This is a genomic window from Rhizobacter sp. P2_G4, assembly GCF_056403575.1.
Genome location: NZ_JBFUFG010000003.1, coordinates 380474 through 395075, shown reverse-complemented (window position 1 = coordinate 395075; position 14602 = coordinate 380474). Strand labels below are relative to the sequence as shown.

At 64.4% G+C, this 14602-nt stretch carries 14 protein-coding genes; 6 read left to right on the top strand and 8 right to left on the bottom strand.

Translation table 11 applies throughout. The features are described from left to right. Window positions 1–19: 19 nt before the first annotated feature. The 3 genes from AC1DYS_RS14710 to AC1DYS_RS14700 all read left to right on the top strand — a co-directional run bounded on the left by AC1DYS_RS14710 (window position 20) and on the right by AC1DYS_RS14700 (window position 3902). Window positions 20–1306 (top strand): GDSL-type esterase/lipase family protein, encoded by a 1287-nt coding sequence (locus AC1DYS_RS14710; RefSeq protein WP_477900316.1) that lies wholly within the window; start codon window positions 20–22, stop codon window positions 1304–1306. A 392-nt stretch (window positions 1307–1698) separates the two neighbouring features. Then, window positions 1699–2982, top strand: a complete 1284-nt coding sequence (locus AC1DYS_RS14705) for an ROK family protein (RefSeq protein ID WP_477900315.1) — start codon at window positions 1699–1701, stop codon at window positions 2980–2982. A 239-nt stretch (window positions 2983–3221) separates the two neighbouring features. Next, window positions 3222–3902 carry a ligand-binding sensor domain-containing protein gene (locus tag AC1DYS_RS14700; RefSeq protein WP_477900313.1) on the top strand — a complete coding sequence of 227 codons (681 nt, stop codon included), beginning with the start codon at window positions 3222–3224 and terminating at the stop codon, window positions 3900–3902. A gap of 208 nt (window positions 3903–4110) precedes the next feature. Here the strand turns inward: AC1DYS_RS14700 and AC1DYS_RS14695 are convergent, their stop codons facing one another. Continuing rightward, window positions 4111–4407, bottom strand: a complete 297-nt coding sequence (locus AC1DYS_RS14695; protein ID WP_477900311.1) for a saccharopine dehydrogenase NADP-binding domain-containing protein — start codon at window positions 4405–4407, stop codon at window positions 4111–4113. 71 nt (window positions 4408–4478) lie between these two features. On the opposite strand from AC1DYS_RS14695, the gene AC1DYS_RS14690 reads away from it, so the two are divergent. Continuing rightward, the gene (locus AC1DYS_RS14690; protein WP_477900309.1) at window positions 4479–4613 is read left to right on the top strand and encodes a hypothetical protein; all 135 of its coding nucleotides are present in this window, start codon (window positions 4479–4481) and stop codon (window positions 4611–4613) included. Between the two features lie 4 nt (window positions 4614–4617). Here the strand turns inward: AC1DYS_RS14690 and AC1DYS_RS14685 are convergent, their stop codons facing one another. Both AC1DYS_RS14685 and AC1DYS_RS14680 read right to left on the bottom strand, forming a co-directional pair. After that, on the bottom strand, window positions 4618–5928 hold the full coding sequence (locus AC1DYS_RS14685; RefSeq protein ID WP_477900307.1) for a serine/threonine-protein kinase: 1311 nt from the start codon (window positions 5926–5928) through the stop codon (window positions 4618–4620). A 136-nt stretch (window positions 5929–6064) separates the two neighbouring features. Then, window positions 6065–6757: a glutathione binding-like protein gene (locus AC1DYS_RS14680; protein ID WP_477900844.1), complete on the bottom strand. Its 693-nt coding sequence runs from the start codon at window positions 6755–6757 to the stop codon at window positions 6065–6067. 52 nt (window positions 6758–6809) lie between these two features. On the opposite strand from AC1DYS_RS14680, the gene AC1DYS_RS14675 reads away from it, so the two are divergent. Continuing rightward, a complete protein-coding gene (locus AC1DYS_RS14675) occupies window positions 6810–7559 on the top strand; it encodes a hypothetical protein (protein ID WP_477900305.1) in 750 nt (249 codons plus the stop codon). Window positions 7560–7590: 31 nt separating this feature from the next. Here the strand turns inward: AC1DYS_RS14675 and AC1DYS_RS14670 are convergent, their stop codons facing one another. The 3 genes from AC1DYS_RS14670 to AC1DYS_RS14660 form a co-directional block, all read right to left on the bottom strand. Continuing rightward, a complete protein-coding gene (locus tag AC1DYS_RS14670) occupies window positions 7591–8829 on the bottom strand; it encodes an acyl-CoA dehydrogenase family protein (protein WP_477900303.1) in 1239 nt (412 codons plus the stop codon). A gap of 81 nt (window positions 8830–8910) precedes the next feature. Continuing rightward, window positions 8911–9615 carry a Crp/Fnr family transcriptional regulator gene (locus AC1DYS_RS14665; protein ID WP_477900301.1) on the bottom strand — a complete coding sequence of 235 codons (705 nt, stop codon included), beginning with the start codon at window positions 9613–9615 and terminating at the stop codon, window positions 8911–8913. Window positions 9616–9654: 39 nt separating this feature from the next. Further along, complete coding sequence (locus AC1DYS_RS14660; RefSeq protein WP_477900299.1) at window positions 9655–10434, bottom strand: oxepin-CoA hydrolase, alternative type; 780 nt, start codon at window positions 10432–10434, stop codon at window positions 9655–9657. Window positions 10435–10573: 139 nt separating this feature from the next. Between AC1DYS_RS14660 and AC1DYS_RS14655 the strand changes: the two genes are divergently transcribed. Then, entirely contained in the window at window positions 10574–12493 is a 1920-nt protein-coding gene (locus tag AC1DYS_RS14655; RefSeq protein WP_477900297.1) for a type IV pilus assembly protein FimV, read from the top strand. Here the strand turns inward: AC1DYS_RS14655 and AC1DYS_RS14650 are convergent. Together AC1DYS_RS14650 and AC1DYS_RS14645 are read right to left on the bottom strand one after the other, a co-directional pair. Next, on the bottom strand, window positions 12474–13643 hold the full coding sequence (locus AC1DYS_RS14650; protein ID WP_477900295.1) for a pyridoxal phosphate-dependent aminotransferase: 1170 nt from the start codon (window positions 13641–13643) through the stop codon (window positions 12474–12476). The genes AC1DYS_RS14655 and AC1DYS_RS14650 overlap by 20 nt on opposite strands. After that, a complete protein-coding gene (locus AC1DYS_RS14645; protein ID WP_477900293.1) occupies window positions 13640–14584 on the bottom strand; it encodes a CysB family HTH-type transcriptional regulator in 945 nt (314 codons plus the stop codon). Before AC1DYS_RS14645 ends, AC1DYS_RS14650 begins: the two co-directional genes overlap by 4 nt. Between the last annotated feature and the right edge of the window lie 18 nt (window positions 14585–14602).

The following is a 14602-nucleotide window of genomic DNA, read 5'->3' as shown; positions in this document are numbered from 1 at the left end:
GCAACAAAAGCACCACTTCATGAAGACCACCCTCAGCACCGTCCTTCTCAGCATCTCGCTCGCCGCCTGCATGTCAGGCCCGCGCGCGCCGGCAGGCCCAGATCTCGTGATCCTTCCCGCGCCTGCCGCAGCGTGGCGCACCGTCGTCGGTTCCGGGGGCAACCAGGCCGAACTCACCGGCGACAGCATCCTCGCGCCGGGACCGAAGCCTGTCGGCGCCACCGCGCTTGGCAATAGCGACCGCCGTGAGGCCGTGCGCTTTGAGTGGAAGGACCACTGGGCGACCATGCTGCGCTTCGAGAGCCGCGAGCCGCTGGACCTGCGCCCCTACGTCGGCGGCACGCTGGAGTTCGACGTTGAGGTCGACGAGTTGGCCAAGGGTGGCGTGCGCGCGATCGTGGGCTGTGGCGAATGGTGCGAACGCTCGGTCAACCTCATCGAGCCGGCGCGCGCCTGGGCCGGCAAGGGCCGGCAGCACGTGGCGCTGGCGATGAGCTGCTTCGTCCGCGAGGGCGCCGATTTCTCCAGGGTGAGGCTGCCATTCGCGCTGGAAGGCGCCGGCAGTGGCCGCGTCAGCGTGGCCAACGTGCGGATCACGCGCGAGGCCAAGGCCGGCCTGCCATGTCCCGACTACCGCACGGAGTCGTTCACGCCGGCCAAGCAGACCGAGTCGTTCTCGAACGACTGGTGGCTGCAGCTGCACGAGCAGAAGCTGCTGGAGAAGAACCGGCTCGTCGCCGCCGGCACGCCGCCAGATGTGGTCTTCATCGGAGATTCGATCACCCAGGGCTGGGAGAACGAAGGGCGCGCGGTATGGCAGCGCCACTTCGCCCGCCACGCGCTGGCGCTGGGTTTCGGCGGAGACCGCACCGAGAACGTGTTGTGGCGGCTGGAGCAGGGCGAGGTCGACGGCATCTCGCCAAAAGTCGCGGTGCTGATGATTGGCACCAACAATGCCGGCCTGCGCGGTCCCGAGAGCACCGCCGCCGGCGTCAAGCACCTGCTCGATCAGATCCGCCAGCGCCTGCCATCGACCAAGGTGCTGCTGCTCGCCATCTTCCCTCGGGGCGAGAAGCCCGATGACTACCTGCGCAGCGTCAACGAGCGCGTCAACAAGCTCATCGCCGGTTACGCCGACGGCCGCAGCGTGCAGTACCTGGACATCAACGCCGCCCTGCTCAATCCCGACGGTTCGCTGAGCAGAGACGTCATGCCCGACCTGCTGCACCCCAACGAGAAGGGCTACGCGATCTGGCAGCGCGCGATGGCACCCACGCTGCAGACGCTGCTGGCCGGACGCCCGTGAGCTCGACCCAAAGGCATCGTCTACCGTGCTCTTGCAACCGCGCCTTGACCGAGGATGGTCGGACATGACGAACCTGGCCGGACGGTGCCCGGATCACGCTGGACGAGGACAGCTTCGACGCCTCTAGCAGGTTCGCCATGGCTGGCATGGGGCACTGGTCGGAACGCGCGGGCGCTCTCGAGGCAGGCTTGCGACGAGGCGCTCGAAGCCGTGCACGGACCCTAAGGGATCTCCGCCGCCGTGTCGCGCCTGCCGCCCACGTCGTGACATCACAGGGTGGTTCACCGTTTTCGCTTGTTTACTTCGCTGGTGAATTCATCTCAGGGTGTTTACTTGATTAGTTAATTCATTGAAATAACTAAAATGGTGCGAAACCCACAGAGGTGCATCTTTTGACAGTTCAGGTCGCCAGGAATCAACAATTACTCAAGAACATCAACCGCATGGCGTTGGTGCGTCACCTGTGTTCTAACGCAGGTTTGTCGCGTGTAGACCTGGCCATGGCCGTGGGGCTGCAGAAGTCCACGGTGAGCTCGCTGGTACGCGAACTCCTCGAGGAGGGCTGGCTGATGGAGCGCGAAGTCGTTGCCACGGGGGACCTCGGCCGGCGGCCGACACCGCTGTTCATCGACCCCACGCGCCTGCTGCTGCTGGGTGCCGAGGTCGGCATTGACTCGATCCGAGTCGTCGCCACCTCGCTGACAGGTGACGTACTGGCGACCGCTGCGGCGAACCACGACGCCACGAAGACGGACAAGGCCAGCATCGCGGGCCTCGCGGCAGCGCTCTTGGCCGTGCGCAAGCAACTGGCAAAGGGCCATCACAAGATCATCGGAATCGGCGTTGGCCTGCCGGGTGGCGTCGAAGAGGCGAGCGGCTTCCTGCACTTCGCGCCGAATCTTGGATGGCGCGACGTTCCCTTCGGAACGCTGCTAACCAAGAAACTCAAGGGAACGGCGCTGGCCGGCGTGCCGCTGTTCGTTCAGAACGACGCCGACGTCGGAGCGCTGGGGGAAATGGAGTTCAGCTCGTCGGACGCCGCGGACCCGTTGCTTTACGTCAAACTCGGCCAGGGCGTGGGCGCTGGAGTGATCGTTGGCCAGCGGCTTCTCACGGGCAACCGCGGCTTTGCCGGTGAAGTGGGTCACATCGTGCTGCAGATCGACGGCCCGCAGTGCTCGTGCGGTCGCCGCGGTTGTGCTGAGGCGCTGATCGGCCCGCGCGTGATGCTCCGTTGGCAGGAGCGACAAGAACCAACGCTGGACGATGTCCAGCGCCGCTTGGCTGAAGGTGACGCCGACACGATTCGCGCGGTCAAGAAGGCGGGCAGCTACCTCGGTGTTTTGCTGCAGAATCTGACGGCTGCCTACGATCCAGGCTGCATCGTGCTGAGCAGGTCGGTTGTCGACGTGGGCGAGACCTACCTCAACGCTGCGCGGAGCACCCTCAACGCGTACGCCAACGCGGCCGGCTTGGCGCCGCCCTCGGTTCGGACATCGCGCTTCGGAGCCGATTCCATCGCCATCGGCGCGGCGGCCCTCGTCCGCTATCGGCTGACCCGGCCATTGGCCGGCGTGGCATCCGATCGTCACCACGTTCCTCCGGAGGCGGACAGAATGATGGCGGCCAACCCTCGAGGCCAAGACAGGCGCTTGCCTCTCACGGCGTTTCGATGAAGTAGATCGAATGACCATGGTGGATTTGTTCGTCCATGGCAAGAGCCAACACTGAGCCATACCCAGCGCCGCTTGGCCGAAGTCGAGACGGTCCGCGCGCACAGGTCGGGAGCCCCGGGACGCCGCGACGCTATTCCATGTCCGGCGTGCGCGTGGACGATCTAACGACGACTGCCGAGGGCTAGGTTCTGGTCGGCAGCATCGGAGGGGGCCTCAGGGAGGTGGCTGGCGACCAGCTCGTGCCCCACCGCTTTCAACGAGTCGCCAAGGCCGACGAATGGTTCGCCGACCGCGACATCAAGGCCAACAAGCTGCTGCAAGATCGCGACGGCGGGCTGTGGATCGGAACCGACGGCCGCGGGCTCATTCACGTGAAGGATGGCCAAGCGGACGTGTTCACACGGCCGCAGGGTCTGTCGGGCAACATCGCCTGCAGCCTTTTCGAGGGTCGCGAGGGCAACGTCTGGTTCGGCAGCGAGAGAGGAGTGGACCGCTTCCGCAAGTTGGCTGTGATCACCTTCTCGATGCAACAGGGCCTGCCCGACGATGTCGTGAAGTCCGTTTTCTCCACCAGGGATGGCAGTATCTGGGTGGCCACGAACGATGGGCTGGCACGCTGGAACGACGGCAAGCTCTTCGTCTATAAGGGCCGCGACGGACTGCCCCGTTCGCAAGTGCATTCGCTGTACGAGGACGCCGACGGGCGCCTCTGGGCGAGTACCCTCGCGGGGCTCGCCTACGTTCGCGAACGACCGCTTCGTCGCGGTCAACGCGGGCCCCAGCACCGAGATCTACTCCATGACGGGCGATGCGGCCGGCAATCTCTGGCTGGCGGGCAACAAGGGCCTGGCGGCCTGTCCCGGGGTACGTTCGTCGACAACCTTCCGTGGGCTACGTTCGGTCGCCGGCAGCAAGCCTAGTTCGTCATGGCCGACCGAGGCGGGCTGTGGCTGTCGTTCTAGGACGACAGCGGTGTGTCGTACTTCAATGACGGCAAGGTCGGAGCGACCTATACGTTCGACAAAAGACCGGGTCAGGGCCATGTCACCGCTCTGCGGATGGATGCCGACGGGTCGGTGTGGGCTGCGACCGGATAAGGCGGCACCAGGCCCGGGTTCGCCCCCAGCATCATAAGTACCGTCGCCTGCTTGGGGTTGCCTGAGCGCCGAAGGGCCGGCACCTCTTCGCGGAGCTGGTAGTTGGTGCGTTGCGCGGGCGGCGCGGATCGGTCGGTATAGGTACCCGGCTATGGCTCGGTCGACGTGTCGAGGTACAGGCCTGGCGCTCCAGGCACAGCTCGATCAAGGCCTTGCTGCTGACGTCCACCGAAACGTTCAGAAGAAAGTCACCCGGTTGCAGCCGGCTCCCGAGCACGGTCTTGTAGTTGTGACGGTCAACCTTGATGGCGGTGTGCGGCGGCGTCAAGCCGGAGGGTTTAATGTCTCCATCTGATCGGCCCTTATGTCGATGTGGCGCAGCAACAAGGGAAGGACGGCTTGGCCGATGCTGCCGAAGCGAGCATCCTGATGTGTCCGTCGAACCGGGTCCGGGTCTGCGAGGAAGCCATGGCAGCAAGCGGCAAACGGGATGCCGGCTTGAAGACCTTCTACGCGGAACACTCTCCGAACTGAACGCTCAGCCGAACAGAAGCCACCCAACTAGCCCGACGCACACCAGCACCAGCGTGAGGACGCTCGTCACCAGCAGCGCTCGCTGCCGCCCGCGGTTGGCCGGCACGATTGGCGAGGGCTTGGAGCCCGCCGCACGTCCGTAACCCACGCCGTCTTGCGGCAGCGCATCCCCAGCGTCCATGGCGTCGAAGAGGCTTGTGCGCATCGGGGGCAGTGCGGGCTCGGCCTCTTCCGTCAGCGTCGGAACCGCCGGGCTTTCAAAGGGCTCGACATCTTCGGCAGCACTCGGGGAACGATCGAAGTTGGCCAGCAGGGCGAGCACGCTCTCGGATGAATTCAGCGGATATTCAGTGGGCGGGCGCGCGGGAATCGGCCGCTTGATCTTGTGCGGTCGGGGCAGCTTGACGGCTTGAGGGGAGAAGAGGGCCCGGAACTCCGCCACGCTGCACGGCCGGTCGGCTGGGGCGGCGGCGAGTGCGGTGTCGATGGCACTGAGGAACTCGGGGGCATATCCCAGAGCCGAGGCGCTGTCCTTGAGCCGCATGAGCACATCCGCCAGAGGCTCGTGGCGAACCGGCTCTTTGGCGTTGAGCGGCGACCACTGGCCACTGATCGCAAAGTGCAGCACTGCGGCAATGGCGTGCAAGTCGCCAACGAGCGTCTGTGCCGCCCGGGCTGGGTCTGAGTAGGCGTCGGCATAAGGCGTGAGGATATCGCTCTGCACCGCGTGGTGCACCGAATCGAAGTCCATCAACACCGGCTGATCGCCTTCGATCATGAAGACGTTGACGGGCTCGATCCGGCCGTGCCCCAAACCGGCAGCGTTCAAGGTTTCTAGCGCGCCGAGCAGACCGTCCAGCAGGAGCTGCAGCTGCGCCTGGCTGGCAGGTTCGCGGCTGGTTGAGCGCTTCGCCAGCAGGCTGGTTCCCAGCAGGTAGGGCATTGCCCGATAGGCGGTGCCGTTGCCTTCCCAGACACAACTCACGTGCAGCAGATTGGGATGGTTGAACTGCGAGAGTGCAAGCGCCTCACCGATGAACGATTGAAGTCCACGATGAAAGGCTTCTTCATGCGACGGATCGCTCAGCTCGATGACGTCGTCGGCATTGCGCGTTGCAATGGCCGCAGGCAGGTACTCCTTGAGCGCCACGGGCGTGCCGTCGGTCGCCTGGTTAGCAAGATAAAGCGCCCCGAAACTCGTCAGGCCAAGAACCTGGGTGATTTCGAAATCTTCCAGCATCGCGCCGGGCGCGAGCGCATGCCCTGCACCCACGGGCAGGTGACCAGGCGGCTGGAGAGGTTCGAACAGGTTCATTGCAAGGTGATGCAGCGGGGAGCTGCGTGGCCCGAATGGGCAGGAGTTGGCATTCTGCCGTGCTTTGCACGCCACAAGCCCCACAGCGGCGCTGTGGTTCTAGGTGGGACCCCAGGAACACCCCTAAGCAAGGGGGTCAACGTTTCTGGTATTGCTGCGCGCCGAAGAGAACATCTCGCGCTTGTCTGTCGACCAGAGGCTTGCGCAGATCGGCCAGCACCGCGACACCTCGCTGAACGGCCGGGCGGGCAGCGATCTCGTCGAACCAGCCCTTGAGGTGAGGGTAGTCGGCCCAGTCGATGCCTTGGTTCTTCCAGGAGCGCAACCAAGGGAAGATGGCGATGTCTGCGATGCTGTATTCGGCACCGCCGATGTACTTGCTCTTAGCCAGACGTTTGTCCATCACGCCGTAGAGCCGCTTCGCTTCGTTGGTGTAGCGGTTGACGGCGTACTCGATCTTCTCTGGTGCGTGGATGCGGAAGTGATGCGCCTGGCCCAGCATCGGCCCCACGCCGCCCATCTGGAACATCAACCATTCCAGCACTTCAAAGCGCCCCGAGACGGACTCGGGCAGCAGCTTGCCGGTCTTGCTTGCGAGGTACAGCAGGATCGCGCCGGACTCGAACAGCGAGATCGGCTTTCCTTCAGGCCCATCGGGATCGACGATCGCCGGAATCTTGTTGTTGGGGCTGATGGCCAGGAACTCCGGCTTGAACTGTTCGCCTGTCCCTATGTTGATGGGGTGGGCTCGATAAGCCAACCCGCATTCTTCGAGCATGATATGAATCTTGTGCCCGTTGGGCGTAGGCCACGAATACACTTCGATCATCGGTATGTCCTCTTTTAGCTCGGCAGATGCCGCGTGTTGATGCCATCCCATCATGCTTGACGCCTTCAAGAAGCTGATCTCTCGCCAGCCCCCCGGGCCGGATTGGCGCGAGGTGTCCGACTGGGCCAAGGCCAATAAGCTGGGCTTCAAGCGCGAACACGAAGGCGTTGGTTTCGTCATCGATGGTGGCATGGAAAGCAAGCCCTGGCGGCTTGAATGGGGGCCGCCACAGCGCCTCTACATCGAAGGACACGAGCTGCGTCTGCGCATGGAGCTGGGCCTGTCGCCCAATCTGCAGATGCTGTTGCTGTCGCAGCCCTTGCTTGAGACCCTGGAGCGGCAGACCTTCGAGCGATTCACCGAAAGCACGCAAACGGTGATCGACGGCGCAACGCCCGAAGAGATGCGCTGGCTGGCGATGTTCCCCAAGGTGCCTTACAAGGCGTCAAAAGACGTGCGCATGCGTTTCGGCCTGGTGGGCAACGTGCCGATCGAAGCAAGCCATTGGGTCGAAGGCCCGTTGGCTCGGCAGATGGACGAAGCCGCGCTCGGCTTCCTGAAGAACGAGCCGCCTTTCGTGCTGATGCTTCTGCGCGGTCGCGTCTATCTGCGCATGCAAATGCCTGAGCCGAAGGTAGAGCTCATCGCTCAGGCGGTGTCCGTGTTTGAGGTGGCCGTGCGCCAGGCTCTGCGCGTGGCCGGTGTCATGGCCGAAGGTTCGGCCGACTGGCAAAGCACGGGTTCCACGGCTTGGCAAACCCAGCTCGACCCCGAAGAGCCCAAGCCGCCCAAGGGGCGCTGACCGTCAGGCCAGGCCCGGTGGGGTCTACGGCTCAGGCGTAGCGCCCGAGCTCCAGCTTGGCGATGGCGTTGCGGTGCACTTCGTCAGGGCCGTCGGCATAACGCAGCGTGCGGGCCATGGCATAGAAGTACGCGAGCGGGAAGTCATCCGATACGCCACCGCCGCCGTGTACCTGCATGGCCCAGTCGATGACCTGGCAGGCCATGGAGGGTGCCACCACTTTGATCATCGCGATCTCGGCCTTGGCCGTCTTGTTGCCGGCCACGTCCATCATCCAGGCCGACTTCAGCGTGAGCAGGCGTGCCTGCTCGATCATGCAGCGCGCCTCGGCAATGCGCTCGCGCGTGACGCCTTGCTCGGCCACCGTGCGGCCGAATGCCACGCGCGACGAGGCGCGCCTGCACATCAGCTCAAGGGCACGCTCGGCGAGGCCGATCAACCGCATGCAGTGGTGAATGCGGCCCGGGCCGAGGCGGCCTTGCGCGATCTCGAAGCCGCGGCCTTCGCCGAGCAGAATGTTGCTGGCAGGCACGCGCACGTTCTCGAACAGGATCTCGCAGTGGCCATGTGGGGCGTCGTCGTAGCCGAACACCGGCAGCGGGCGGATCACCTTCACCCCCGGCGTGTCGGCTGGCACCAGGATCATCGACTGCTGGCTGTGGCGCGGGGCTTCCGGGTCGGTCTTGCCCATGAAGATGTAGATCGCGCAGCGCGGATCGCCGGCGCCCGAGATCCACCACTTGCGGCCGTTGATGACATAGTCGTCGCCATCGCGCTGGATGCTGGCCGAGATGTTGGTGGCGTCCGATGAGGCGACGGCTGGTTCGGTCATCGCGAAGGCGCTGCGGATCTTGCCGTCCAGCAGCGGCTCGGCCCAGCGCTTCTTGTGCTCGGCGTTGCCATAGCGAACGATGGTTTCCATGTTGCCGGTGTCGGGCGCCGAGCAGTTGAACACCTCGCTCGACCACATCACGCGGCCCATGATTTCCGCCAGCGGCGCGTACTCCTGGTTGCTCAGGCCCGGGCCGTACTCGGCCTCGCGGCTCGACCCATCGGCACTGGGCGGCAAGAACAGATTCCACAAGCCCTGCTCGCGCGCCTTGACCTTCAGTTCTTCGATCGTCTGCAGCGGTGTCCAGCGTTTGCCGGCCGCGGTGTTGGCCGCGATCTCGGCGGTGTAGCGCCCTTCAGCAGGGTAGACGTAGTCGTCCATGAAGCGCTGCAGCTTGGCTTGCAACTCTTGCGTGCGAGGTGAGAAACCGAAGTCCATGTCTGTCTCCTTGAGGTGAGGGGCGCGCGCTCAATCACCGGCCTGCGTTGCGCGGGCCGGTGCAAAGGTCTTGCGATGTGCCTAGCGCTCGGCGAGCGCCAGCAGTTTTTCTTTGGACAGCACCACCAAGCGCGTCGGTTCGATGCGCACGGCACCGTCGCGTTCGAAGCCCTTGAGCTCCTGGTTGACGCGTTGGCGCGAAGCGCCGAGAAGTTGCGCCAGGTCTTCTTGCGCAAGCTGCAAGCCGATGCGCGTTTCGTCGCCTTGCTTGACGCCGTAGCCACGCGCCAGCAGCAGGATCTGCTTGGCCAGCCGTGCCGACAGCGGGCGTGTGTTCAGGTCTTCGATCATGTCGAACATCAAGCGCAGGCGGCGGCAGTTCAATCGAAGCAGTGCTTCGTAGAGTTCCACATGATGCGAGAGCAGGTCTTGAAAGTCGGGCTTGAGTACCACCAGCAGCGTGGTCTCGCCATGCGCGTTGGAGTCGTGCGTGCGCGGGAAGTTGTCGAACAGCGAGATGTCGCCGAACCACACACCAGGCTCGACGTAGGTGAGCGTGATCTCCTTGCCCGAAAGCGACACCGAACTCACGCGCACGGCGCCCTTCGCCACGCCGCACCACGACTCCGCCGGCGCACCGCGTGACGAGAGCATGGCGCCATCGGCCAGCCGACGCACATGCGCGCGCGACAGAATGGCTTCGCGCAAGGGCTGTGAGAGTTTGGAGAACCACGAGCCTGACTCGATGTTGGACTGCTCTTCGATTGTAAGAATGGGGGGCTGCATGTTTTGTCTCTGACGCGACAGACTGAAGCGGCGCTGCAGTCATTCGAAGCGCGGTGGCCGCTTGTCCAGAAAGGACTGCAGACCCTCCGCGCCATTGGCTTGAAAAAGGTTGTCGAGAAAGTGCGTGCGCTCGGCGTCGAGTTGCTGCGCGAGGCTGCGTTCAGGCCACTGGTTGATGAGATCTTTTGCGCTCGCGATGGCGTTCGGCGCACACAGAGCAAGGCGATCGCCAATCTCCAAGGCTTGCTTCAACGCGCCACCGTGAGCGGTGACCCAGTTCACGATGCCGTGCGCATGCAATTGCTGCGAGGTAAAAGGCTCAGACAGCCACAGCATCTGCAGCGCCAGATTGCGCGGCAGGCGCTGCATCAATTGCCAGGTGGCTCCGCCATCCGGTGACAGGCCGATGCGCCCATAGGCCATGATGAACTTCGCATCGTCCGCGGCCACAATGAGATCGCAGGCGAGTGCGAGCGAGAAGCCACCGCCGGCCGCTGCGCCTTCCACGGCCGCGATCACCGGCTTGGTACAGGTACGAAGCGCTTCGACGAAATCATGAAAACCTTGCAGCATGCTGCCCTGCACCTCGGGCTCGGCCTTGCGGTTGGCCTTGAGCTTGTGCAGGTTGCCGCCCGCGCTGAAGTGCTCGCCGTCGCCGCGCAGCACGATGCAGCGCACCGTGGGATCGCTTTCGACAGTATCGATGGCCTCGATGCCCGCAGCGAACACCTGCTCCGACAGCGCGTTGCGCGACGGCGGGTCACTGATCGTCAGCACCATCGTGCCTTCGCGTCGTTCAGCGTGTAGTTCGGAGGACATGGCGGTGTAGAGAGGGCGCGCGCAAGTCGCACGAATCATTGTGTCATGCGACATGGCTAGGGTCATCCAGGGGGCGTTCTACCTCTGAAAACAGGGTGCTTCATGCTAGAGTCAAACGCTATCCGGCATGCCCTTTCGAATGCAGAGATTCCTGACGTCGATCACGCTGATTCTTGCTCTTGGGTTGAGTGCGGGAAGGGCGACGGCGCTGGGCTTCGGGAAGGTGACGGCTGCTCCCATGCTGGGCCAGCCGCTGAGCTTTGCAATAGCATTGCGTCTCGACGCCAACGAGAGCATCGAATCGTCTTGCGTGCGCGCCGATGTCAGCTTCGGCGATCGCCTTCTTCCCTCGTCGATGGTCCGTGCGCGTGTCGAGACTTCATCGAGCACCGGCGAGCGCCAGATCCGCGTGTCCACCACGATCCCTGTGGACGAACCGGTTCTGAGCATCGAACTGCATGCGGGTTGCACGGCCAGCCTGTCACGCAGCTTCACTGTGTTCGCAGATCCACCGGGGCAGGGTGCTGTCGCTTCCGGCAGCGGCCAAACGCAAGAGACCTGGGTACCTGACCGCGCCGGATCGCCGGTGGAGTCGGTCCTGTCGGCTGTTCCACCGGCCTCTGCACCTGCTGAGAGACAAGCAGCGCGGCCACGCAAGAGCCGCGCGGCGCCGGCTGTTCCCGACATGCCGAGCCGCAGCTCGATCGCGGCATCAGCCAAGGCAACCGCGCCCGGTGTACCTACTGCAGCTCGCTCGCGCAGCAAGCCGCAGGCAGCGGCTAAGCCAGCATCTCGCGGCCCCGTGTTGAGGCTCGATCCCGTCGAGGTCGATGCACTCATCTCTCCGTCGTTGCAGATGGCCACGTCGCTCGGCCAAACCAGCCCATCGCCGGAACCCGCGGCGTCAGGTGCGGCGCCGCGATTCATGGACCCGGATCAGGAGCAACGCGTTCGCGACCAGGAGCGCCTCAAGGCGATGGAGGCCACGCTGCTCAAGCTGCGCAGCGACAGCGAGGCCACCGCGAAGGTGCTGAGCGACATGCAGATGCGCGTGCGTGCTGCCGAGGCGGACCGTTACGCCAACCCTCTCGTCTATCTGCCGGTGGTTCTGTGCGCTGTGCTTGCCGCGGGCCTGGCCGCAATGTGGTGGCTGCGGCGTCGCGATCGACGGGCAGCGGCCTGGTGGAAGCCGCCAGTGGAGGCGGTCAATCCACCTCTCGCTGAGCCCGCTGACCCAGCTTCTGCTCCGATGCCTCAGGTCGAGATCACCGCAGCACCGCCGACACAGAGGTTGGAGCCAAAACCCGCGCCGATGCCGATGTTCATGCCGCCCCCGTTGGCTGCGCCGTCGCGCCCTGCCGAGTTCGATTCAGGTGGTGGCACCATCGAAGCGGAGCCTCGTCGGCCCATGTCAGCCGAAGAGTTGATCGACCTCGAACAACAGGCCGAGTTCTTCGTCGTGCTGGGGCAAGACGATGCCGCGATCGACCTGCTCATGGGCCATGTGCGCAGCACCGGCGGCGTGAGCCCGCTGCCTTACCTGAAGTTGCTCGAGATCTATCGCCGTCGTGGCGAGCGCGAGCCTTACGACCGCATTCGCGAGCGCTTCAACCGTCGCTTCAACGCCTATGCCCCGGAGTGGGATGTCGACCCCGAACTCGGCCTCAGCCTCGAGGGTTATCCGGAGGTGATGGGGCGCTTGCAGAAGGCGTGGGCCTCACCATCGCAGGCCATGGACCTGCTCGACGTGGCGCTGTTCCGCCGCGACGCCGGGCCGACCTTCGATGTGCCGGCGTACCGGGAACTGCTGTTCCTCTACAGCTTGTCGCGCGACCTGGCCGAGCGCGATACCCCTCAAGATGGCGTCGATCTGCTGCTGCCTCTGGGCGACGACGAAGGCGTCACCGCCACGTTCACCAACGTGCCGGCGACTCCGGTCGAAACCGCTGCGGTTCCGGTGCAGCAAGCTTTTTCGCTCGACCTTGACGTGTCGACCGATCAGCCCCCGCTGTCGCTCGACTTTGTCGAAGGCCCCGACTTCAAGCGAAACGTGCGTTGAGCCGGCCGAGGGCCAGCTCCAGCGTTTCATCTTTCTTGGCAAAGCAGAAGCGCGCCAGCTTCTGCTCGAAACCGCCGGGGTAGAACGCCGAGATCGGAATCGCCGCAACGCCGATCTCGGTGGCGCACCAGCGGCAGAACGCTTCTTCAGACAAGTCGCTCACCGCCGAGTAGTCGACCGTCTGGAAGTAGCTTCCCGTGGTGGGCAGCAGCTTCAGCTGGGTCGACGCGAGGCCGGCACGAAAGAGGTCGCGCTTGCGTTGGTAGAACGCACTCAGCCCAAGGTACGGCTCGGGGTCGGCCATGTAGGCCGCCAGCCCATGTTGCACCGGGGTGTTGACCGTGAAGACGTTGAACTGATGCACCTTGCGGAACTCGGCCATCAATGGCGCCGGCGCGGCCACATAACCGACCTTCCAGCCGGTCACGTGATAGGTCTTGCCGAAGCTCGACACGACGAAGCTGCGTGCGGCCAGTTCGGGGATGCGCGAGACGCTTTCGTGCTGCAGGCCGTCGTACGTCATGTGCTCGTACACCTCGTCGGCAATGACGATCACGTTGGTCGGCCGCAGCAACTCGGTGAGGCGCTGCATGTCATCGGCTGTCCAGATGGTGGCCGACGGGTTGTGCGGCGTGTTGACCAGGATGGCACGGGTGCGCGGCGTGATCGCGGCGGCGATGCGATCGAAATCAGGCCTGAAGGTGCGGGGCGTCAGCGGCACATGAACGGCCGTGCCGCCAGCCAGCACGATGTTGGGTTCGTAGCTGTCGTAGCTCGGGTCGAGCACGATCACCTCGTCGCCCGGGTGCACGATGGCGAGGATGGTCGTGAGGATGGCCTGCGTAGCACCGGCCGTGATGGTGATCTCGGTGCCCGGGTCGTACTGGTATCCGTAGATGTTCGCGATCTTGGTGGCGACGGCTTCGCGCAGCGCCGGCACGCCGGTCATCGGCGGGTACTGATTGAAGCCGCTGCGCATCGCGTTGTTGACTGCATCGAGCAGCCGCGGGTCGCAATCGAAATCCGGAAAACCCTGGCCCAGGTTCACCGCGTTGTGCTGCTGCGCCAGCGCCGACATCACGGTGAAGATGGTGGTGCCGACCTGCGGCAGTCGGCTGGCAAGTGCGGGGGTTGTGAAGCGTGTGTTCATAGCTGGTAGTCGTGCGCGTCGCCACTCATGGCGCGTGCGATCAGGGCGCGCGTCAGGCGGTCGGAGAGCATCTCGGCGAATGAATAGACGAAGTTGCGCAGGTAAGCGCCGCGTTTGAAGGCCACGCGCGTGATGCTCTGGCCGAACAAATGACCCACCGGCCGCGACACGAGGTCGCCGCCCGGCGGGTCGTCGCGCACTGCGAGTTCGGCCACGATGCCGACGCCCAGCCCAAGGCGCACATAGGTCTTGATGACGTCGGCGTCGATGGCTTCGAGCACGATGTTGGGCTTGAGCCGGCGTGCGGCAAAGGCCTGGTCCACGCGGGTCCGTCCGCTGAAGGAAGGGTGGTACGACACCAGCGGCTGCGCTGCGAGGTCTTCGAGCGAGATGCGCTCGACCTGGGCCAGCGGGTGATTCGCCGGCATCACCAGCGCGTGCTGCCATTCATAGCAGGGCAGGGACACGAGTTCGTCGACGTCGCCGATCGCCTCAGTGGCGATCCCGATCTCGGCCACCTCTTCCATCAGCATCTGGGCCACCTGCGCCGGCGAACCCTGGTGCAGGCTGATGTTGACCTTGGGGAAGCGTTTGCGCAGCTGGGCCAGCGGCTCGGGCAGGAAGTAGCGGGCCTGGCTGTGGGTGGTGGCGATCGAGAGCGTGCCGCTGTCTTGTTTGGAGAACTCTTCGCCGATGCGCTTGAGGTTGCCCACCTCGCGCATGATGACTTCGATCGACTTCAGCACATGCTCGCCGGGCTCGGTGACGCGGCGCAAGCGCTTGCCATGACGCGCAAAGATGTCGACGCCGAGTTCGGCTTCCAGTTCGAGGATGGCCTTGGAGATGCCGGGTTGCGAGGTGAACAAGGCCTTGGCGGTCTCGGTCAGGTTCAGATCGCGCCGAACCGCTTCTTGCACAAACCGAAACTGATGCAGGTTCATATTCCAGAGCAGTATGTG

Coding starts and splice junctions, on each gene's coding strand:
- AC1DYS_RS14710 (WP_477900316.1), top strand. CDS start 20: ATGAAGACCACCCTCAGCACCGTCCTTCTCAGCATCTCGCTCGCCGCC.
- AC1DYS_RS14685 (WP_477900307.1), bottom strand. CDS start 5,928: ATGAACCTGTTCGAACCTCTCCAGCCGCCTGGTCACCTGCCCGTGGGT.
- AC1DYS_RS14680 (WP_477900844.1), bottom strand. CDS start 6,757: ATGATCGAAGTGTATTCGTGGCCTACGCCCAACGGGCACAAGATTCAT.
- AC1DYS_RS14675 (WP_477900305.1), top strand. CDS start 6,810: ATGCTTGACGCCTTCAAGAAGCTGATCTCTCGCCAGCCCCCCGGGCCG.
- AC1DYS_RS14670 (WP_477900303.1), bottom strand. CDS start 8,829: ATGGACTTCGGTTTCTCACCTCGCACGCAAGAGTTGCAAGCCAAGCTG.
- AC1DYS_RS14665 (WP_477900301.1), bottom strand. CDS start 9,615: ATGCAGCCCCCCATTCTTACAATCGAAGAGCAGTCCAACATCGAGTCA.
- AC1DYS_RS14660 (WP_477900299.1), bottom strand. CDS start 10,434: ATGTCCTCCGAACTACACGCTGAACGACGCGAAGGCACGATGGTGCTG.
- AC1DYS_RS14655 (WP_477900297.1), top strand. CDS start 10,574: ATGCAGAGATTCCTGACGTCGATCACGCTGATTCTTGCTCTTGGGTTG.
- AC1DYS_RS14650 (WP_477900295.1), bottom strand. CDS start 13,643: ATGAACACACGCTTCACAACCCCCGCACTTGCCAGCCGACTGCCGCAG.
- AC1DYS_RS14645 (WP_477900293.1), bottom strand. CDS start 14,584: ATGAACCTGCATCAGTTTCGGTTTGTGCAAGAAGCGGTTCGGCGCGAT.